Below are 18210 nucleotides of genomic sequence, written 5' to 3'. Positions count from 1 at the left end.
ATGGAGGACCTGACCTCCCACCCCCAGACCGGTTGCGGTGGCACCTCCGCCGCAACCGAACTTGGCGACGATGCGTTGCTAAGGCGCTTTGCTGATGGCGATGCGGGCGCGGCGCGGATTTTGACCAACCGGCTTGGCCCGCGCTCCTATTCGGTCGCGTTGCGCGTGTTGGGAAACCGGGCGGAGGCTGAGGATGTCACGCAGGATGCGATGATGCGACTGTGGCAGATGGCGCCCGATTGGGTGCCCGGCCAGGCCAAGGTTTCTACATGGCTCTATCGGGTGACGCTGAACCTTTGCACAGATCTTCGGCGCAAGAAACGGCCTGAGCCGTTGTCAGATGTGCCGGAGCCAGAGGATGACAAAGTCGATGTTGTCGATCAAATGCAAGACGCGGCGCGCAAGGATGCGTTGCAGGCAGCGTTGGATATGTTGTCAGATCGACAGCGGCAAGCAGTCGTGCTGCGCCATATCGAGGAATTATCCAACCCCGAGATTGCCGGGATCATGGAGATTTCGGTAGAAGCGGTTGAAAGTCTGACCGCGCGGGGGAAACGCAGTCTGGCCACGCTTCTGGCCGAACGACGAGATGAACTGGGGTACAAGAATGGCTGATAAGGATATGGAACTGGATCATCTGTTCGCCGAGGCCCGACAGCGCCGGGATGCGTTGCCGGATGATCTGGTTGTGCGGATACAGACTGACGCCGAAGCGGTTCGGCTTGAACGCCTTTCGAACCAGTCGAGGCCGACACAAGACCTCTGGTCTCGAATCACGGGCCAGCTTGGCGGATGGCAGGGCTTGGGCGGCCTGATTGCCGCAAGTGCCGCCGGGGTTTGGATCGGATTTTCAGCCCCTGCATTTCTGCCTGATCCGGCCAGCTTTCTTGGGGGGCAGGGTACGGCCTATCTGGTCTCGGATCTGGGATTTGACACAAGTTTTCTGGAGGCTTCGGAATGAACGCGAAAGCCAAACCAAAGTGGCGTTGGATGCCGATTGTTCTGGTCATCTCGCTGGCCTTGAATTTGTTGGTCATTGGAATGGCCGCAGGAACCGCCTGGCGCTTGAAAGGAAGCGATCACGCCAAGGCGCCGCCGGGCTTTGGGCCTGCTCTGTATCGCGCATTGCCGAAAGGCGAGCGCAATGCCATGTGGCGGGAACTGTCTGTGCTGCACAGGAAGGGTGCCAAGGATCGGGCCGAGGATTTCGCCACCATGTCGCAAGCCTTGCGGGCTGTTCCGTTTGACCCGGCTGCGGTTGAGGTTCTACTGCAGCAACAGACCCGCTCGATGGTTGAAATTCAGGACGAGCTGAAAACTCGCTGGCTGGCCCGTGTGGCTGCGATGACGGATGCCGAACGTCAGAAATACGCCGATCGCCTGCAAGAGGTGGTCGCGCGCGGCCAGAAGGATAAAAAGAGGGGAGGCTAGGCCGCGCTTTGCCTGATCCGGACCTGGTTCCGCCCAGCCTTCTTTGCAGCATACAGCGCTTTGTCCGCCGATTTCAGAAGCCTGTCCACAGGTTCGGGCTGTGTGCCCCCGGACAGGTCTGCCGGCAACGCATGTTTAAGGCCGATGCTGATCGTGACTGAGACCGGGTGCTTGTGGTCGGGCAGGTGAAAGGGCCGGTCGCAGATACTGTCGCACAGGGCTTCGGCAAGCTTAAGCGCGCGGGCGCGCGACATGTTTGATGCGCCGATCATGAATTCCTCGCCGCCGATACGGGCGACAAAGCCTGCGTCGCCCAGCACCTGCTGCATACGCTCGGCAGCCTGCGTCAGTACCAAATCACCGCTGGCATGGCCAAAACGGTCATTAATGGTTTTGAAATGATCAAGATCGGCCAGCATCACGACAAACCCGCGCCCGGATTTGGAACATTGGCGCGCCATTTGCGCCATCGCGTGCATCCCGTAGCGGCGGTTGTGCAAGCCGGTCAGAGGATCGATCCACGAATCCGCAATCCCGCGTTTCAAAGAGGCGCGCATTTGGTCAATGCGGGTTTTGCGAGCCAACTGATTGGCAAGTCGCAGCTGAATCTCCTGCGCGCAATACCCTCCGAGGCAAACGGCATCTGCCCCGCGATCCAGCGCATCGGATGCCATGGCCGCGTTCTTGTCGGTCAGAACGCCGATCAGAACCGTATGACGCGTCGCACTGCGTGATCTGAGATCAGCCAGGATGTTCAGCCCCGATGGGTTGGTATCCAGTTCAATGATAATTGCGTCAGAGGGTGGTCCGGACAAGAGCGTCTGCAAACTTGATTGCGTGTGCCAGGCAACGGAATGCGGTGACTTATCAGAAAGGTCTTTGCACCACGAAGCGCCGGTTTGAGCGGTCAGGGACAGGATATCAACCCGCGCTTGTTTGAAAGGTGTAATGAAGGCGCTCGCTTCTTCCGCAAATCCGATGCTCTGCGTCCCGTGATTAACGCGCAGATCCTGCGTATCCGCGCGCGCGCGTAACAGGCTGCGAACGCGGGCCAGTAGCAGGGTGTCCTTGAACGGATGGGTCATAACATCATCCAGGCCGTCCTCTAGCGCGCGCAGGCGGGCGGCTTTGTCATTCTGTGGGGCAAGGGCAATCACCGGCACATCGCCCAGGTCAGGTTCGCTTAGAATCCGTTTCTTAACATCTGCCGCCGTCCCGTCCGGCAAGGATTGTGCAGTGAGCACCAGATCAGGCCGGGTCCGCCGCAAGAGCGCCCCTAGACCCTTAAGCCGTTCCCCCTGTACCACATGGTACCAGGCCGCCGTCAGCTGAACCTTCAGCATGATGCGGTTGGTTGATACCCCGTCGAGGACAAGGATGGTTCCCTGCACGGACATTGTTGCTCACCCATTGATTGCATGCGTCAACAAAGTGTTTATGAGTCTGGTTAACAAACCCTTTCCAAGATCGTTTTCAGGGCCTGTTCATGTCACTTTCCGCCGATTCCGCCGAAACTCTGGCCCTGACCGCCCTGGGGTGGCTGGTCGGAAATGAGGAGCTTTTGCCCATCTTTCTGGGCTCAACCGGCGCTGCATCCGAGGATTTGCGTGCCAGTGCGGGCGATCCGGCCTTTCTGACGTCGGTGCTGGATTTCCTGCTCATGGATGATTCGTGGATCGTGGCGTTTTGTGACGCGCATTCAATTCCCTATGACCATCCCGCCCAGGCGCGCGCTGCGCTTGCGGGTGGTGAAATCCACTGGACCTGATCCCATCTCTGCAGGAGCATCTGATGCCAATTGACGCCATTGTCTTCGACAAAGACGGTACTTTGTTCGATTTCGCCAATACCTGGGGGGCGTTTGGGCGATCTCTGGTGATGCGTCTGACCGACAATGATGAAACGCGGGCGGCTGCGCTGGGGGATGTGATCGGCTATGATCTGGCAGAAGGTCGATATGTTGAAGACAGCATCGTGATTGCCTCAACCGTCGAAGAGATTGCGGAATTCATGCTGCCTCATGTCAATGGCTTCAGCCTGGGCGGGCTCATCGACGTCATGAATGTCGAAGCCGCCGCTGCCACACAATCCCCTGCGGTGCCGCTTAAGCCGTTTCTTGACGGCCTGCGGCAATCGGGCCTGAAACTTGGGGTGGCCACAAATGACAGCGAGCATCCGGCCATGCAGCATCTGGCGTCTGTCGGAATACAGGATCATTTTGATTTTGTCGCTGGCTATGACAGCGGCCACGGCTACAAGCCAGGGCCGGGCCAATTGCTGGCCTTTGCGGCGCATGTGGGGATCGATCCATCGCGAATCGCCATGGTGGGCGACAGTTTGCATGATCTGCAGGCCGGGCGGGCTGCTGGTATGGTGACAATCGGCGTTCTGACCGGGGTTGCCACAACCGAGTCGCTGGCCCCCATGGCAGATGTGGTCTTGCCGGATATCGGGCATATCCCGGCCTGGCTGGCACAAAGCTGACGGTTCCGACGAGAGTTTCGGCGCATCGGGATTAAAAACCGACAAATTCTGTCGCAGACAGAGCGGCTGACGTCCGATCTTCGGGGCTTGCTTATGAGCAAGCAACGCAGGAGTGGATGATGGACGACACCAATAGCCGCAGACGTCGGGGCGGAGGTCGCGCAGGTGCAGCGGCTCGTCGTGGCAGTGCCGTGATTGATCAGATGCCATGGAACCCGCCGGTCAATATCGATCGCCCGACCGAACCTTTGGGTCCCGAGGGCGTCGAAGCGATCCATGATGGGGCGATGCGTATCCTCGAAGAAATCGGGATCGAGTTCTACAATGAAGAAGCCATCGGCATCCTGCGTGAAGCCGGGTGCACAATTGATGGTGACAACGTGCGCATGGGCCGTGACTTCGTCATGGAGATGATCGCCAAGGCCCCCAGCCAGTTCTCGATCACGCCCAGAAACCCTGACCATACAATTCAAATTGGTGGCAAGAACCTTCTGTTTGGCAATGTATCGTCTCCTCCGAATTACTGGGACATGGAGATTGGCAAGAAGGTTCCAGGCAATCGGGAAATGTGCCGAAACCTGCTGAAACTGACCCAGTATTTCAACTGTATCCACTTTGCTGGCGGGTATCCGGTGGAACCGGTCGATCTGCATGCCAGTGTTCGGCACCTGGATGTGCTCTATGACAAGCTGACACTGACGGATAAGGCGATGCATGCCTATTCGCTGGGTAAAGAGCGGGTCGAAGATGTGATGGAGATGGTGCGGATCGCAGGTGGGCTGAGCCACGAAGAATTCGAGGCGACCCCCCGGATGTACACCAACATCAACTCGACCTCGCCATTGAAACACGACCATCCGATGATCGACGGGTGCCTGCGTCTGGCACGTCGCGGTCAGGCGATTGTCGTAACGCCCTTTACCTTGGCCGGAGCGATGGCCCCGGTCACGATGGCGGGTGCGGTGGCGCAGTCACTGGCCGAGGCTTTGTGCGCGATCGCGTTGTTCCAATATGTTCGCCCCGGTACGCCCTGTGCCATTGGAACTTTCACATCCAATGTCGACATGAAAACCGGTGCACCTGCTTTTGGGACACCGGAATACATCCGTTCAACCCAGATGACGGGGCAGATGGCCCGGTATTACAATCTACCGATGCGCTCATCGGGTGTTTGCGCCGCCAACGTCCCGGATGGGCAATCGGTTTGGGAGACGTCGAATTCCCTTTGGGCGGCTGTGCAGTCGGGCACAAACATGGTCTATCACGCGGCAGGTTGGCTGGAAGGGGGGCTGATCGCCAGCCCCGAAAAATTCATCATGGATTGTGAGGTTCTACAGCAGATTCAACGCTATATGGATCCGCAACTTGTGGCGACCGGCCCGGATGAGATTGCGCTGGACGCCATTCGCTCGGTTGGGAATGACGGACATTTCTTTGGCATCCAGCATACCCAGGATCGCTATACTACGGCGTTTTATCAACCCTTCCTCAGCGATTGGAAAAACTACGAAGGCTGGGAGGTTGCCGGAGGCATCTGGACGGCTGAACGCGCGCATCACATGTTCAAAGAGATCATTACCAGCTTCGAACCCCCGGCTTTGGACGATGGCATCCGGGACGAACTCGCCGATTTTGTTGCCCGTCGTAAGGCAGAAGGCGGGGCGCCGACTGATTTCTAACCTTAGAACTATCGCTTTGATACTCAGTTGCATTCTCCGCAACCGGCGGTGGATTTTGGGTAATTGTTAAGATTTATCCGACCAAAGTGAGATGGAACCAAATGGGGCATCTTATGCATGGTCTGATAAATCGGGCGATCCAGTCTTTTGTTTGCGCGACCTATGGTCAATCGTGCTGGCTGCGGGTGACCGAGGTCGCGCGGCTGGGCTTTGTCGAGTTCGAGGCCATGCTGACCTATGAAGACGATGTCCTGTTCCGGGTGCTGGAGGCGCTAAGCGCTGAACTTGGCCGTCCGCAACCTGAAATACTCGAAGATGTCGGAACCTACCTAGTCTCGCATCCCAATATGGAAGGGCTGCGACGTTTGCTGCGATTTGGCGGTGTCAGTTACGTCGAATTCCTACACTCTCTGGATGATTTACCCGACCGCGTTCGCCTGGCCGTCTCGGACCTGACGCTGCCTGCGCTGGAGTTGCGAGAGATTTCGGTGACCGAATATCAACTGCTCTGCCATCCCGGTCTACCGGGCTATGCCAGCGTCATGGTCGGAGTGCTGCGCGCTATGGCGGATGACTATGGCGCATTGGTGATGCTGTCGGAAGACGGGCAACACGATAGCGCTGAGGTCATTTCGATTATGTTGGTGGAGACTGCTTTTGCAGAAGGGCGCCACTTTGATCTGGGGGCGCGAAACGGATGACAAAAACTCAGGATCTTGCACAGCTTCTGGAAACCCTTTGTCCGATGTTCATGCTGCTGGATGATCAGGGTGTTATCGAACAGGCGGGGCCTACATTGCAAAAGCTGCGGCCGGATACGCCTATGATCGGCAAAAGTTTTCTGGACGTGTTCCAACTGATCCGGCCTCGGGCCGTTACGACCCTTCCGGCGCTGATGTCCATGGCGGGTGCAAAGCTGCACCTGAAGTTCCATGATGAACCGCGCACCGCCCTGAAGGGACTGGTTGCCCCTCTGCCGGATGGTGGCGGTGCTGTGATCAACCTGTCCTTTGGGATTTCGATCCTGGATGCGGTGCGCGACTATGCCCTGACCAGCGCCGATTTCTCTGGCACCGATCTGGCCATCGAATTGCTGTATCTGGTCGAGGCAAAATCCGCCGCGATGGAGGCGTCGCGCTCGCTGAACCTGCGGTTGCAGGGGGCTATGTTGGCCGCCGAGGAACAGGCCTATACGGATACGTTGACGGGCCTGAAAAACCGCCGCGCGATGGATCATATGCTTGCGCAGCTCAGTTCGGCCAATTCGACATTCGCGTTGATGCATCTGGATTTGGATTTCTTCAAATCCGTCAATGATCGTTTGGGCCACGCGGCCGGGGATTATGTTCTACAACAGGCTGCTCGTATCATGGTCGAGGAAACCCGGTCGAACGACACGGTCGCGCGGGTTGGAGGTGATGAGTTTGTCATTATCTTCAAGGGGCTGACACAGGAAGAAATCCTGTCATCCATAGCAGACCGTCTTATCAAGCGGCTGAATGAACCGATGATGTTCGAGCAGCAAGCTTGTCGCATATCGGTCAGTATTGGAACCGCGCTGTCGACGCAGTTTGAAACGGTAAAGGCGGCGGATATTCTGCACGCCGCCGATCTGGCCCTGTATCAGGCCAAGCGAGAAGGGCGGTCACGCCATCGGTTGTATTCCAGCCTGTCACAGGCCCGCACCTGATCTGCGTTAAGCCGCTGCAAAGGCCGCGTCGAGCTTGCGGGCGATCTGGCGTTGAATGGGCGGAAGCTCTCCGACTACCGGAAGGGTTGCGCCTTTAAATCCTGCGCGTTCCAGCTCCTGTGGGACATCTTCCAGCACATGACCTCCGGTGCAGGCGAAGAAGGGCAGGCAAAGGGACTGCGCATCCGCGTCGCTTGCCGCATCTGCGATAGATGGGGGTTCTTCGACAAACCCGACTTTCAGGGATTTGAACGGCAACAGGCCACCCAGCGTTTCGGCGAACGCCAATGTCACGGCGGATGGGTTACGGCTGCGCCCCGATCCATGCGCTGCAATCACCAGATCGGTTTCTTCGGTGACCCAGCCCTTTGATGTCAAAGCCTCGCGCAGCGCGGTGCACACCAAAGTTGGAAGATCAGGATCGACGCCAAGCGGGTCCAAAATCCGAAGTCCACGGTCTCCGACGCGTTTGGGCAAGGCGCTGGTTACAAACCATCCTTTGGCCATGAACAATGGGTAGATCACCGCATCAGATGGCAGGTCGTCCATCACCGCCTCGATCCTGTCAGGGGCTGCCAATGTTGCCGAACGCACCGAGACATTCTGGGTCAGAGCGTCAACCTGAGCCGCAAACCGAGCAAGCGAGGCCTCTGCCGGATCCGGGTCTGAGGGCTGACCATGGGCAACGATAATGGCGTGCGGCATGTGTGGTTCCTTCTGTTTGCCCGATAGGTGTCGCGCCGGGCGCGTAAGTCAAGGCGGGGATTATCCCAAAAGGGTCAACCAAAGCCAGACGGTCAAGATGGATGCAGCGGTTCCGATCAGCACAGATGACGCTGCGACTCGCTTGGCCCGGCCATACATATTGGCAAAGATATAGGCATTGAAACCGGGCGCCATGGCTGCATTCAACACGCCCGAGCGAAACAGGTCCTGTGGCAAGCCCGTGGATGCACCAAAGATCCAGACCAGACTAGGATGCAGCATAAGGGAAATGCCGCAAACGTAAGCAATCGTCCTTAAATCGCCTTCGGGTTTATACTTGACCAGCACGCCCCCCAGCGCAAACAAGGCGCCGGGCAGGGCCGCACGGGTCACAAGACCAAGCGCCTCATCGACCACCCGAGGTATGACAAGACCCGACAGGTTCACGACAAACCCCAACGCAATACCCAGGATGAGGGCGTTCTTGAACATTGCAGATAAAACCGACCGCGCCATGCGTATGCCGCCATGACCGCGATTTCGAACAATCTCCATCACCGTGATGCCGACGCCGTAGCAAAAGGGCGAATGGAAGGCGATGATGGCGTAGTTGCCGGTCAGGTTCTCAGGCCCATAGGCGCGTTCCGTGATGGGCAGGCCCAAAAGGACAGAATTTGAGAACAAACAGCAGAAGCCGATGGCAACGCAGTCCTCCCAATCGCGCCCAAAGATCAGCCGCGCGCCGAACAGCCCTGCGATAAAGCACAGGGCAGCGGCAGAATAGAAGCTGATCAGCAGGCGGGGGTTGAAACTGGCACTCAGGTCCAGATGCGCAATGGCCAGAAACAACAGGCAGGGGATGGCAAATCCTTGCGTGAACTTCATCAAGCCGTCGACATGGATTTCTTTGAAATAACCAGACCGTGTCGCGGCATAGCCGGCGCCGATGACCAGAAACACCGGGAGGATGACGTCGATCAGGCTTTGGAGCATATCGCCCCCAGGCTTGGCGATATCTGGTTGGCGCGGGTCAGGGGTTTACAGTGCCTGTTCGATCACCATCCCGTCATAAGCGGGGGTGATATGGTCGGGTGTTTCGGCCTCTACCGTCGCATAATCCAGATCGATATGCATGTTGGTCAGAACCGCGTGTTTTGGGCTCAGTCGGTCGATCCAACCCAGTGTCTTTTCCAGATGCGCATGGGTCGGGTGCGGTGTTCTACGCAGGGCGTCGATGACAAGGCAATCCAGCCCTTCCATCGCCCGCCATGCATCGTCGTAGATTTCCGCAACATCCGGCAGGTAGGCGAGATTTCCCATCCGAAATCCGAGAGAGTCAATCGAGCCGTGATTGACCTTGAACGGTACAAACGGGATCGGGCCGCCAGGACCGTCGACTTCGAAAGCGCCGTCAATGGATTTCAGATCCAGGATCGGTGGATAGGGTGAGCTTTCGGGCTGGATGAATGCATACCCAAATCGACCCAGCAGGGCGTTTTGCGTATCACCATCAGCCCAGACCGGGACGCGGGTTCGCATGTTGAAAACGATCATCCTTAGATCGTCGATCCCGTGCATATGATCCGCGTGGGAATGGGTGTAAACCACACCGTCCAACCGCCCGGTACCAGTATCCAGCAACTGGCTGCGCATATCCGGCGTGGTGTCGATCAGAACCGATGTAGTGCCGTCTGGTCCATCACGCTCCACCAGCAGAGAGCAGCGGCGGCGGGTGTTGCGTGGGTTCGCTGGGTCGCAATCGCCCCATTGCCCGCCAAGACGCGGCACGCCGCCCGAGGAGCCGCAGCCCAGAATGGTGCAGCGCAACAGGCTCATGCAGCGGCCTTATACTGGTCGGCCTTGGAAAACAGGCGGTTGAAGTTCAACTGAGTTTGTGCGGCGAATGCGACGTAGTCCATGCCCAACACCTCGGCCCCTTTGCGGGCTGTATGCGCGGTATAGGCGGGTTCGTTGCGCTTGCCGCGATAGGGTGGCGGGGCCAGATAGGGCGCGTCGGTTTCCACCAGAATGCGATCCACCGGAGCTGCGGCGAAGATGTCGCGCAGCTCCTGACTTTTGGGGAAGGCAGCGATGCCGGACATGGACAGGTAGAACCCCAAATCCAGTGCGGCGCGGGCCAGTTCAGCCGAAGACGAAAAGCAATGCATGACGCAGGAATAGGGCGCGTTTCGGTATTCCTCGGTCAGTATGCGGGCCATGTCATCATCGGCGGCACGGGCGTGGATGATCAGCGGCAGGCCCGTGCGCTGTGCGGCCTCGATATGGATGCGCAGTGATTGCTTCTGCACCTCGGCGCTGTCGGCGGTGTAGTGGTAATCCAGCCCGGTCTCGCCAATACCAACGAATTTGGGGTGCTGGGCGAGCGCGACCAGTTCATCAACTGTCGCCATCGGCTCATCCGCCACGCTCATCGGGTGGGTGCCCGCGGCGTAGAAAACCGGGGCGTGAGCCTCGGCAATGGCGCGAACCGAAGGTTCATTACGCAAACGGGTGCAGATCGTAACCATCCGGGTCACGCCTGCAGCAGCGGCATTGGCGATGATCTGGTCCAACTGCCCTTCGAAATCGGGGAAGTCCAGATGGCAATGGCTGTCGGTGATTTCGGGCGTATTGCTCATCTGCTCTGACCGGCGGTTTCCTGTATCTTGAACACCGTATCTAGAACCAAAGCGGCAGGGTCAAGGTTCACCGCCTGACCATGACGTGCGCGAGCCGTGATTGTCGCGGCAACCTCAGCCCAGCGGCGGGCCTGATGAGGCGAGGCGGACAGGCGGGCAAGTGTTTCGGCTTCGTTTGGGGCGGCTTCGGGCACGGGTGGCGCACCGGTTGCGCCCGTCAGGGCAAGGCGAGACAGGGCGACGTCGATCAGCGTTAACAACAGTTCGAACCGCTCGGCCGCGCCGCGCTGGGCGGCGGTTTCGGCCAGCTTCAAAGCGCGTTGGCGATCCATACGGGGCAAGGTGCCCAGAATGGCGATCAGTTCTGCATACAAATCCAATCCGCCTAGATTAATCAGACGCACCGCATCGCCGACCGATCCAGCGGCCAGTGCGGCCAGATGATCCGCCTGCGATGGCGGTTCTGCCCCGGTTTGGGTCAAAGCGTCCTGCATGTCCTCAGGCCCCAGAGGTGATAGGCGCAAGGTTCGGCAGCGCGACCGGATCGTAGGCAACAGGCGCGAAGGCTGGTGCGAGATCAGCAGCAGCGTGGTTCGCGCCGGCGGCTCCTCCAGCATCTTCAGCAGCGCATTTGCGGCGCTGACATTCATCTCATCAGCAGAATCGACGATGACCACGCGCCGACCGCCATCTGCCGAGGACAGGCCGAAAAACTTGCCCAGTTTGCGGATGTCGTCCACGACAATCTCGCCGCGCAATCGCCCCTGATCATTCAACGAGCGTGTGATGGCCGCCAGACCGGGTTCAGCGCCTGCTGTGATGCGATGCGAGACAGGGTGGTCAGGGTCAATCTCCAGCGTTTCGGGGGCCGCAGGCGCACCAAAAAGCCCGCCGTCATCAGCAGGAGGTGCTGCCAGCAGAAACCGTGCAATCCGCCACGCCAGTGTCGCCTTGCCAACCCCGCGCGGGCCAGTCAGAAGCCAGCCATGATGCAACCGGTCCGAGGTATAGGCGGTCAGAAATGCCTGCTCGGCGGCGTCCTGTCCGAATATTCGGGTGGTTTCGCGTGGATGCGGTGCGCCGGGGGCCTGATCTGGGGGCGGGGTGTCGTCACTCATCGTCTATCGCAAAGCTGCCATGACGATGTCTCTCACATCTTGCGCAACGCTGTCCATGTCGCGATTGCCATCGACGACGCGGAACCTGCCGGAAAACTCATCTGCCAGCGCCAGAAACCCGGCGCGCATCTGTTTTTGCAGGGCGGGGCCGAAATCTTCAAACCGCTCCTCGGTGCCTTGGCGGCCTTTGGCGCGGGACAGGCCGGTTTCCGGGTCCATATCGATCAGCAGGGTCATGTCCGGCTCGCGCCCGATCATGAGGCTGTGCAACTGATCGACAATGCCCCGCAGATCACCGCGCGAGAGGCCCTGATACATGCGGGTGCTGTCGGCAAAGCGGTCGCAGATCACCACCTTGCCATCGGCCAGCGCTGGTTCAATGGTGCGTTCTAGGTGGTCGCGGCGGGCGGCGGTGAACAGCAGAATTTCGGTTTCAGCCGACCAACGATCCGGGTCGCCTTCCAGCACCAGTCTGCGGATTTCCTCAGCCCCGGGTGATCCCCCGGGTTCGCGTGTCAGGATAACTTGATGGCCCGTCTCGCGGAGATACTCGGCCAACATTCGGGCCTGAGTAGACTTGCCTGATCCGTCTATGCCTTCAAAGGTCAGGAACATCCCGCGTTGCGTCACATCGACTCCAGCGGGTTATTGATCACGTCTTTCAGAACAATGCCGCCCACGGTCATCATGCGCACCAGGAACCCGCCCAGGGGCACATCCTCGGCTGCAACCAGCGGGCGGCGAATTTCGGGCAGGCCTTCGGGTTTGATGACCAGCTCAGCCAGTTGATCGCCCTTGGCAACAGGGGCGTTGACAGGACCGTCGTAAACGACCTCTGCCTGAACATTCTGAGTGCCCAGAACCGGGAAAAGCACGTTCAGGTCGCCCTGGGGCACCAACCCCACGGTCTTCTTCTCGCCCATCCACAGCTTGGCTTCGGCTATCGGCGTTTCTTCGGTGGCAACTGTCCTCTCGATAAAATTTCGAAACGACCAGTTAACAACGGACTCAGCCTCCTCTGCCCGCTGTGCGGTGCTATCGAGACCGGTGAGGATAAAGATCACCCGGCGGTCGCCCTGTTTGGCCGACCCGACGAGGCCATAACCCGCCTCTTGCGTGTGGCCGGTTTTCAGCCCGTCGGCCCCGATGTCAAGCCGCAGCAAAGGGTTCCGGTTGCGTTTGTTCGACGGTGCGCGCCCGTCAAATTCGAACTCTTCTTCTGCAAATAACGGGTAGTATTCCGGGAAGTCGCCGATCAGGCGATCCGCAAGAACCGCCAGATCATGCACTGACATCATATGCCCTGCGGCGGGCCAGCCATTCGAATTGGCAAAGTTGGAATTGTCCATGCCCATCTGTTTGGCGCGCTGGGTCATGTAACGGGCAAATCCGGCCTCGGTGCCATCGGGGCTAAGCGCTTCGGCGATCACCACGCAGGCATCATTGCCCGACAACACGATAATCCCGCGCAACAGGTCCTCGACCGTTACGCGATCTTGCGTGTTCAGGAACATGGTCGAGCCGCCATAGCTCATCGCGTGTTCAGATACGGGCAGAGTTTCCTGCAAAGTCAAACGCCCATCGCGCAGCGCTTCGAACGCGACATAGAGCGTCATCAGCTTCGACATCGACGCAGGCGGCAGCGGTTGATCAGCGTCTTTCGACAGCAGTACGGTTCCGGTTGTCTGATCGATCACATAGGCGGCCCGCGCCGTGGTATCAAACGCTTGTGCGGGCAGGGCCAGGACAGCCATCCCGAGGGTAAGTACGGATGTGCGAATTGCGGATAGCACGGGGCGCCTCCTGTTATCAGTTGGACACGGTGAATGCGTCGGTAAAGCCCAGATCTTTGACATCGGTTTGAATTGCCTTGCGGTCGGCGCGTGTCGCGGCAGGGCCGACCAGAACGCGCCATACGGTTTTGTCTTCGGTCTTGAGCGCGCGGACCTCGGCAGTCATACCGTTTTTGCGGATCTTTTCTGCGGCGGTATTGGCATTGGCTTCAACACTGAACGTGCCGATCTGGACATACGGTTTCGTCAGGTTCGATGCGGCAGGGGCGGCGGCTGCGGCCGCTGCCGGCGTGGCCTCGGCCGCGTCAATCGCGGCGGCTGCCCCTTCGATCGGGTCCAGCGGTGTGGCCGTTATCTCTTCGGGTTGCTTTTTCTGCCACCACTTGCGCTTGGCTGGTTTTTCAGTTGGGGCTGCAACGGGGGCGTCAGACAGTCCCGGTGCGGCGGCCCCAGCGGCTGAGGCACTGTCTACCGCAGCTTCTTCACTGGCCGAGCCAGCCGCCGCAGCAGCAGCGCCCGCTGCGCCCGCAGCAGCAGCCGGTTCTTTCTTTTGCCACCACTTACGCTTGGCCGGCTTTTCCGGTGCAGCAGCCTCGGTCTCTGCTTCAGGTCCAGCGGCTGCTACTTCGGTTTCTTCTTTCGGAGCCTCCGCTTCGGGTTTCTGTTCTTCGGCGGGCGGCGCCTCTTTGGGTTCTTCCCGGCGCAAGGCCACAACACTCACGCGCGTTGGCGCACCGGCCAGCATTCCAAGCTTTTCTGCCGCAGCAGAGGAGACCTGCAAGGCAGGCCCAGGCAAGTTCGCCGGTCGCCGGAACAACGCGCCCGTGACGCTTTTGTTGTTCGCGGTGTTCTTGATCAAAACGCGTTCAGGCTGGTTGACATCGGGATGCGCCACCCAGATGCCGCCTAGCGAAGGCCGCCCATCCCAAAGTCCGGCTTCAGTCAAAGAAAACACATCGGGCGCTTCAACGTCACGCTGCGAGCTGTTGGTTACCTGAGGTACAAGTTCGATTGTCGAATTGTCAGCGCTGTCGCTCTTGGGTTTTGCGGAACCGTCCTGAGATTGAAGAACCTCGTCACACCCGGACAAAACTGTGAAAGTCACGGCCAAAACAGCCAGTCCTCGCGGTTTTGCGCGTGTCTGTGTCGCTCGCTTCATCATTTATTCCCTTGCCTGAAAGGGCTTCATTATTTCTAGCCCCACCGAACGACCGGTTCTGAGCGCCAGTCTGCTACGATCTTAAGGCCAGATCATAACGTGGCTGAAGGGCCAAGGAAAGGCTGCTGCGCAGGCTTGAGCAAGATTTCCCGATTTCGGCTTGCCTCTGATCTCAGTTGGGCTTAGACCGGGCCCCCGACGGGGAGGTGGCAGAGTGGTCGAATGCGGCGGTCTTGAAAACCGTTGAACGTGAGAGCGTTCCCAGGGTTCGAATCCCTGTCTCCCCGCCACTCATACCTGTCTCACTTCAGTTGTGTTTTCTGACCCGAAATTTTGCCGCAATTCCCGCGCGTTGGCGCATGCGCTTTCAATCAGAGACGAAGCAAACCGTACATTCAGAGGACAATTCAGGCGCAAGTCTCAGTGTCGCATTTTGGTGGGGTCGCTTTGGGCTGGATTTCCCTGATAAGCGGCAATTTACAGGGAATTTTCGCAAACCGGGACTGATTTCCGTCATTTCTCCTATCAGAACTGTATGTTTTTCAGAGGTTTATGCTGCAAATTCCCTAAAAGGTGGAACAGGGAATTTTATCGCGGGAACAGGGAGTTGTTCCGCCGGATCAGGGAGGGTGAGCCCTTTATCAGGGACGCAGGATCTGGAGATGTTAGAAGCCGAACAGGCGTTCCTGTTCGATCCAGTCAAGTGGGTGGGTCACGCTGACCAGACGCTTGAGTGTGAGTTCGGGCGGCTGAGTGCCGTCGAGAATCGCGGCTTGAATCTTCGGAGAGAGAAATGCGAGCTGAGCACGGGTGCGGATGAAGGCGCCGGGGACGCTTTCGCAGCGTGCGATCTCCATAAGTTGAACTCCGGCTTTTAGATCGCGTGCCCAGCCATGGGCGCGGATCAGCATGGACCGGAGGTGGGGATCAGGTTGGGGTGCCATATCTCCGGCGATGACCTTGGCCTCGACGCCGCGGCGGCGCAGATCGAAAGATGTGGTGATGTGTGTGAGATCTGGGTGCAGATGATCGACCGCGATGCCAAGTGCGCTTGCCAGGGTTTTGGGGTTCAATTCGAGGTCAATGTGTCCTCGTGCGATTCCGCCACTGGCCAGAATATCAGCGCCGACCTGACAGCCTTGGCCTAGAAGCCGGGTTACTAAATCCGCAACTGAAGTCTGAACCGCTTCCGCTGACCCGGCCTCCGGCTGCGCCAGAACTCGATGCGTGATTGCGGCGTCTTGCAGATGTCTGACGATGACATCAATGACCGCGTTTTCCAGCGCAGGGCCGGGCAGTCGCCAGCCAGAGATATCCTTACCACCCGAGATCAGTCTGTTGGAGATATAGTAGCGCAACCGTCGGCCTTTGCGGGTGGTGTGGGTCGGCGTCAACCGATCACCAGTTTCGTCATGCAGCAGACCGGTGAGCCAGGCCCCGGGGTCAGTGGAGTGTTGGCGCGCATCGGAGTCGCCGCGTGCCCGCGAGCGGTTGGAGGCCTGTCGCATTTTTTCCTGCACCCGGTCCCAGATGTCCTGATCGATGATCGCCGGATGTTGTCCGTCCCAGATCTTATCCTTGTGGCGGATTTTTCCGAGATAGACCGGATTGCGCAGCAGGTAATAGATTTGACCCCGTGACAGCGGACAATCCCCCTTCACACTGCCATCTGTCCGAACAAACCGTTTTGACCGCAGCCCTTCTGCCGTTGCCCGTTCTTCTACTTTGCGCAGGCAACCCAGCTCGTCATAAAGCCCAAAGAGATGCCGGACCGTTCTGGCCTCCTGTTCATTTATCACCAGCGTTCTTGCTTTTGGATCGGGGTGGCGGTCATAGCCGAGAGGCAGGTTGCCACCCATCCAAAGCCCCTTTTTCTTGGAAGCTGCAATCTTGTCACGAATACGTTCAGCGGTGACTTCCCGTTCGAACTGAGCAAAGGACAACAGTACATTCAGGGTTAACCGACCCATGGACGAAGAAGTATTGAAGGCCTGCGTGACGGACACAAAGGAACACTCGACCTGTTCGAGCCGTTCGACGAGCTTGGAGAAGTCGGGAAGCGATCGGGTCAGCCGGTCGATCTTGTAGACAACAACCATGTCGATACGTCCGGCATCGATCTCTTCAAGCAGGCGCTGAGGGCAAGGTTTATCTGCCTGCAGATGCACCCTGGCTGCCGGTGTTCAAACGAGAGCTTCAATCCTTTCCACGCGGACGCAACGACGATCAGGTCGACAGCTTTGCCCACTTTGTGAACTGGTCCAAGGGAGTGGGGTTCTATCGGGCGCTAGGCCATGATCATCAGATAAACATCGAACGTCGCGAGCGCCGTCGCGAGCGGATCAGACGGCGGTAGAACCTCAGCGTCAAGCTTGAAAACTCGTTGAATAGTACTGGGAGGGCCGATGTCGGACCAATCCTGAGAGCGGCCCCAATGACCGCTCGCAACCACAAACCGGTCTAATCGCTAATGCCGTCGGATGACGGCTTTGAGCCCAACCCCGTCATTGTGAATTTGTGCTGCGCGCGCTCGCAGCACGAAAATTGCTGCAGGCGCACAGTTTTTGCCTCTGCGCGTCGGTAGAGTTAGCCGCCATTCGATCATGGCGCAGAGAAGGGTCTTGTCAGAAGAACACTGCTTGAGCGGGGCAGGGTTGTTGCGTAGCTTTTGCCCATGACCAGACCCGCCTCTTTCAAATACTTCAAAACCAGCCCCGAGATCATCCGCCTTGCGGTGATGCTGTATATTCGGTTTCCACTCTCGCTTCGGAATGTCGAAGATCTGCTGCACGAACGCGGGATCGACGTTTCCCACGAAACCGTCCGATATTGGTGGAACAGGTTCGGTCCGATGTTTGCTTCTGAGATCAGACGAAAGCGAGTTCAGCAACTGCGCGCATTCTCGAAATGGAAGTGGCACGTGGACGAGGTTTTTGTGAAGGTGAATGGCAAGAGGCACTACCTCTGGCGGGCTGTAGATCATGATGGCGAAGTGCTGGAAGCAGTCGTCACCAAACGCCGAAACAAGCAGGCCGCATTGAAATTCCTCCGGAAATTGATGAAGCGCCATGGCTGTGCGGAAGAGATTGTGACGGACCGCTTCGCATCGTATCGGGCCGCTCTCAGAGAGCTTGGGGCTACCGAAAAACAGCAGACGGGCAGGTGGCTCAATAACCGCGTTGAGAATTCACACCTCCCGTTTCGAAGACGCGAACGCGCCATGCAACGTTTCAGGCGCATGCGAAGTTTGCAGAAGTTCGCCTCCGTCCACTCCTCTGTCTACAACCACTTCAACCAGGAAAGATCGCTTACTAGCCGAGAAACCTTCAAGCTGACACGCACCGTCGCTCTTGCCGAGTGGCGCGGTCTTTGTGCCGAATAAAGGACAGCTCTACTGGCCTAGCTGAGACTGGTTCGAATTTGTCTGACAGCACCATCTAGGATACCGATACCAGGTCAGCCCGTCCTTGGTTCAAAAAGCGGCGCGCCCACTATGGCTCTGCTCGGAAGGC

Annotated in this window: 19 protein-coding genes and 1 tRNA gene; 10 read left to right on the top strand and 10 right to left on the bottom strand. The window is 58.5% G+C overall.

Annotation, left to right across the window (positions count from 1 at the left end):
- The 3 genes from AC2FGE_RS11030 to AC2FGE_RS11020 are packed head-to-tail and all read left to right on the top strand — an operon-like array spanning position 1 to position 1431.
- The gene (locus AC2FGE_RS11030; protein ID WP_496819277.1) at positions 1-615 is read left to right on the top strand and encodes an RNA polymerase sigma factor; all 615 of its coding nucleotides are present in this window, start codon (positions 1-3) and stop codon (positions 613-615) included.
- The gene (locus tag AC2FGE_RS11025) at positions 608-961 is read left to right on the top strand and encodes a hypothetical protein (RefSeq protein ID WP_496819276.1); all 354 of its coding nucleotides are present in this window, start codon (positions 608-610) and stop codon (positions 959-961) included. The genes AC2FGE_RS11030 and AC2FGE_RS11025 overlap by 8 nt, the downstream gene beginning before the upstream one ends.
- Positions 958-1431 carry a periplasmic heavy metal sensor gene (locus tag AC2FGE_RS11020; RefSeq protein WP_496819275.1) on the top strand — a complete coding sequence of 158 codons (474 nt, stop codon included), beginning with the start codon at positions 958-960 and terminating at the stop codon, positions 1429-1431. Before AC2FGE_RS11025 ends, AC2FGE_RS11020 begins: the two co-directional genes overlap by 4 nt.
- Here the strand turns inward: AC2FGE_RS11020 and AC2FGE_RS11015 are convergent.
- Entirely contained in the window at positions 1428-2828 is a 1401-nt protein-coding gene (locus AC2FGE_RS11015; protein WP_496819274.1) for a diguanylate cyclase, read from the bottom strand. The two genes, AC2FGE_RS11020 and AC2FGE_RS11015, sit on opposite strands and share 4 nt — an antisense overlap.
- A gap of 89 nt (positions 2829-2917) precedes the next feature.
- On the opposite strand from AC2FGE_RS11015, the gene AC2FGE_RS11010 reads away from it, so the two are divergent.
- The 5 genes from AC2FGE_RS11010 to AC2FGE_RS10990 all read left to right on the top strand — a co-directional run bounded on the left by AC2FGE_RS11010 (position 2918) and on the right by AC2FGE_RS10990 (position 7284).
- Positions 2918-3199 (top strand): DUF3572 domain-containing protein, encoded by a 282-nt coding sequence (locus tag AC2FGE_RS11010; RefSeq protein ID WP_496819273.1) that lies wholly within the window; start codon positions 2918-2920, stop codon positions 3197-3199.
- Between the two features lie 23 nt (positions 3200-3222).
- Positions 3223-3915 (top strand): HAD family hydrolase, encoded by a 693-nt coding sequence (locus tag AC2FGE_RS11005; RefSeq protein WP_496819272.1) that lies wholly within the window; start codon positions 3223-3225, stop codon positions 3913-3915.
- Positions 3916-4034: 119 nt separating this feature from the next.
- Entirely contained in the window at positions 4035-5594 is a 1560-nt protein-coding gene (locus AC2FGE_RS11000) for a trimethylamine methyltransferase family protein (RefSeq protein ID WP_496819271.1), read from the top strand.
- Between the two features lie 113 nt (positions 5595-5707).
- Positions 5708-6295: a heme NO-binding domain-containing protein gene (locus tag AC2FGE_RS10995; RefSeq protein WP_496819270.1), complete on the top strand. Its 588-nt coding sequence runs from the start codon at positions 5708-5710 to the stop codon at positions 6293-6295.
- Positions 6292-7284, top strand: coding sequence for a GGDEF domain-containing protein (locus AC2FGE_RS10990; RefSeq protein WP_496819269.1), 993 nt, complete (start codon positions 6292-6294; stop codon positions 7282-7284). Before AC2FGE_RS10995 ends, AC2FGE_RS10990 begins: the two co-directional genes overlap by 4 nt.
- Before the next feature lie 6 nt (positions 7285-7290).
- On the opposite strand, the gene AC2FGE_RS10985 is transcribed toward AC2FGE_RS10990, so the two are convergent.
- From AC2FGE_RS10985 to AC2FGE_RS10950, 8 genes are read right to left on the bottom strand one after another with little or no spacing between them, the layout of a single operon-like run.
- Positions 7291-7989, bottom strand: a complete 699-nt coding sequence (locus AC2FGE_RS10985) for a CbiX/SirB N-terminal domain-containing protein (RefSeq protein ID WP_496819268.1) — start codon at positions 7987-7989, stop codon at positions 7291-7293.
- 60 nt (positions 7990-8049) lie between these two features.
- Complete coding sequence (locus tag AC2FGE_RS10980) at positions 8050-8982, bottom strand: AEC family transporter (protein ID WP_496819267.1); 933 nt, start codon at positions 8980-8982, stop codon at positions 8050-8052.
- A gap of 45 nt (positions 8983-9027) precedes the next feature.
- The gene (locus AC2FGE_RS10975) at positions 9028-9825 is read right to left on the bottom strand and encodes an MBL fold metallo-hydrolase (RefSeq protein WP_496819266.1); all 798 of its coding nucleotides are present in this window, start codon (positions 9823-9825) and stop codon (positions 9028-9030) included.
- Positions 9822-10628 carry a TatD family hydrolase gene (locus AC2FGE_RS10970; protein WP_496819265.1) on the bottom strand — a complete coding sequence of 269 codons (807 nt, stop codon included), beginning with the start codon at positions 10626-10628 and terminating at the stop codon, positions 9822-9824. The genes AC2FGE_RS10975 and AC2FGE_RS10970 overlap by 4 nt, the downstream gene beginning before the upstream one ends.
- Entirely contained in the window at positions 10625-11746 is a 1122-nt protein-coding gene (locus AC2FGE_RS10965; RefSeq protein WP_496819264.1) for a DNA polymerase III subunit delta', read from the bottom strand. Before AC2FGE_RS10965 ends, AC2FGE_RS10970 begins: the two co-directional genes overlap by 4 nt.
- Before the next feature lie 3 nt (positions 11747-11749).
- On the bottom strand, positions 11750-12361 hold the full coding sequence (tmk, locus tag AC2FGE_RS10960) for a dTMP kinase (protein ID WP_496819555.1): 612 nt from the start codon (positions 12359-12361) through the stop codon (positions 11750-11752).
- 11 nt (positions 12362-12372) lie between these two features.
- On the bottom strand, positions 12373-13500 hold the full coding sequence (locus AC2FGE_RS10955) for a D-alanyl-D-alanine carboxypeptidase family protein (RefSeq protein ID WP_496819554.1): 1128 nt from the start codon (positions 13498-13500) through the stop codon (positions 12373-12375).
- Between the two features lie 55 nt (positions 13501-13555).
- Positions 13556-14701, bottom strand: a complete 1146-nt coding sequence (locus AC2FGE_RS10950; RefSeq protein ID WP_496819263.1) for an SPOR domain-containing protein — start codon at positions 14699-14701, stop codon at positions 13556-13558.
- A gap of 197 nt (positions 14702-14898) precedes the next feature.
- Between AC2FGE_RS10950 and AC2FGE_RS10945 the strand changes: the two genes are divergently transcribed.
- Positions 14899-14988: transfer RNA gene (locus tag AC2FGE_RS10945), tRNA-Ser, on the top strand.
- A gap of 375 nt (positions 14989-15363) precedes the next feature.
- Here AC2FGE_RS10945 and AC2FGE_RS10940 read toward each other — a convergent pair.
- Positions 15364-16866, bottom strand: a complete 1503-nt coding sequence (locus tag AC2FGE_RS10940) for a recombinase family protein (protein ID WP_496819262.1) — start codon at positions 16864-16866, stop codon at positions 15364-15366.
- 506 nt (positions 16867-17372) lie between these two features.
- On the opposite strand from AC2FGE_RS10940, the gene AC2FGE_RS10935 reads away from it, so the two are divergent.
- Entirely contained in the window at positions 17373-18080 is a 708-nt protein-coding gene (locus AC2FGE_RS10935) for an IS6 family transposase (RefSeq protein WP_496819261.1), read from the top strand.
- Positions 18081-18210 lie beyond the last annotated feature (130 nt).

This window comes from Ruegeria sp. YTSA075, from assembly GCF_059610245.1.
Note: the sequence above shows the minus strand (reverse complement) of the source record. Positions and strands in the feature narration are given on the sequence as shown.

Excerpts from the sequence above, each read along its gene's own strand:
- AC2FGE_RS11005 (WP_496819272.1), top strand. The coding sequence starts at position 3,223 with ATGCCAATTGACGCCATTGTCTTCGACAAAGACGGTACTTTGTTCGAT.
- AC2FGE_RS10970 (WP_496819265.1), bottom strand. The coding sequence starts at position 10,628 with ATGAGCAATACGCCCGAAATCACCGACAGCCATTGCCATCTGGACTTC.
- AC2FGE_RS11015 (WP_496819274.1), bottom strand. The coding sequence starts at position 2,828 with ATGTCCGTGCAGGGAACCATCCTTGTCCTCGACGGGGTATCAACCAAC.
- AC2FGE_RS11010 (WP_496819273.1), top strand. The coding sequence starts at position 2,918 with ATGTCACTTTCCGCCGATTCCGCCGAAACTCTGGCCCTGACCGCCCTG.
- AC2FGE_RS10980 (WP_496819267.1), bottom strand. The coding sequence starts at position 8,982 with ATGCTCCAAAGCCTGATCGACGTCATCCTCCCGGTGTTTCTGGTCATC.
- AC2FGE_RS11020 (WP_496819275.1), top strand. The coding sequence starts at position 958 with ATGAACGCGAAAGCCAAACCAAAGTGGCGTTGGATGCCGATTGTTCTG.
- tmk (WP_496819555.1), bottom strand. The coding sequence starts at position 12,361 with ATGTTCCTGACCTTTGAAGGCATAGACGGATCAGGCAAGTCTACTCAG.
- AC2FGE_RS10965 (WP_496819264.1), bottom strand. The coding sequence starts at position 11,746 with ATGAGTGACGACACCCCGCCCCCAGATCAGGCCCCCGGCGCACCGCAT.
- AC2FGE_RS10990 (WP_496819269.1), top strand. The coding sequence starts at position 6,292 with ATGACAAAAACTCAGGATCTTGCACAGCTTCTGGAAACCCTTTGTCCG.
- AC2FGE_RS10950 (WP_496819263.1), bottom strand. The coding sequence starts at position 14,701 with ATGATGAAGCGAGCGACACAGACACGCGCAAAACCGCGAGGACTGGCT.
- AC2FGE_RS11000 (WP_496819271.1), top strand. The coding sequence starts at position 4,035 with ATGGACGACACCAATAGCCGCAGACGTCGGGGCGGAGGTCGCGCAGGT.
- AC2FGE_RS11030 (WP_496819277.1), top strand. The coding sequence starts at position 1 with ATGGAGGACCTGACCTCCCACCCCCAGACCGGTTGCGGTGGCACCTCC.
- AC2FGE_RS10935 (WP_496819261.1), top strand. The coding sequence starts at position 17,373 with ATGACCAGACCCGCCTCTTTCAAATACTTCAAAACCAGCCCCGAGATC.
- AC2FGE_RS10985 (WP_496819268.1), bottom strand. The coding sequence starts at position 7,989 with ATGCCGCACGCCATTATCGTTGCCCATGGTCAGCCCTCAGACCCGGAT.
- AC2FGE_RS10995 (WP_496819270.1), top strand. The coding sequence starts at position 5,708 with ATGCATGGTCTGATAAATCGGGCGATCCAGTCTTTTGTTTGCGCGACC.
- AC2FGE_RS10975 (WP_496819266.1), bottom strand. The coding sequence starts at position 9,825 with ATGAGCCTGTTGCGCTGCACCATTCTGGGCTGCGGCTCCTCGGGCGGC.
- AC2FGE_RS10955 (WP_496819554.1), bottom strand. The coding sequence starts at position 13,500 with ATGGCTGTCCTGGCCCTGCCCGCACAAGCGTTTGATACCACGGCGCGG.
- AC2FGE_RS11025 (WP_496819276.1), top strand. The coding sequence starts at position 608 with ATGGCTGATAAGGATATGGAACTGGATCATCTGTTCGCCGAGGCCCGA.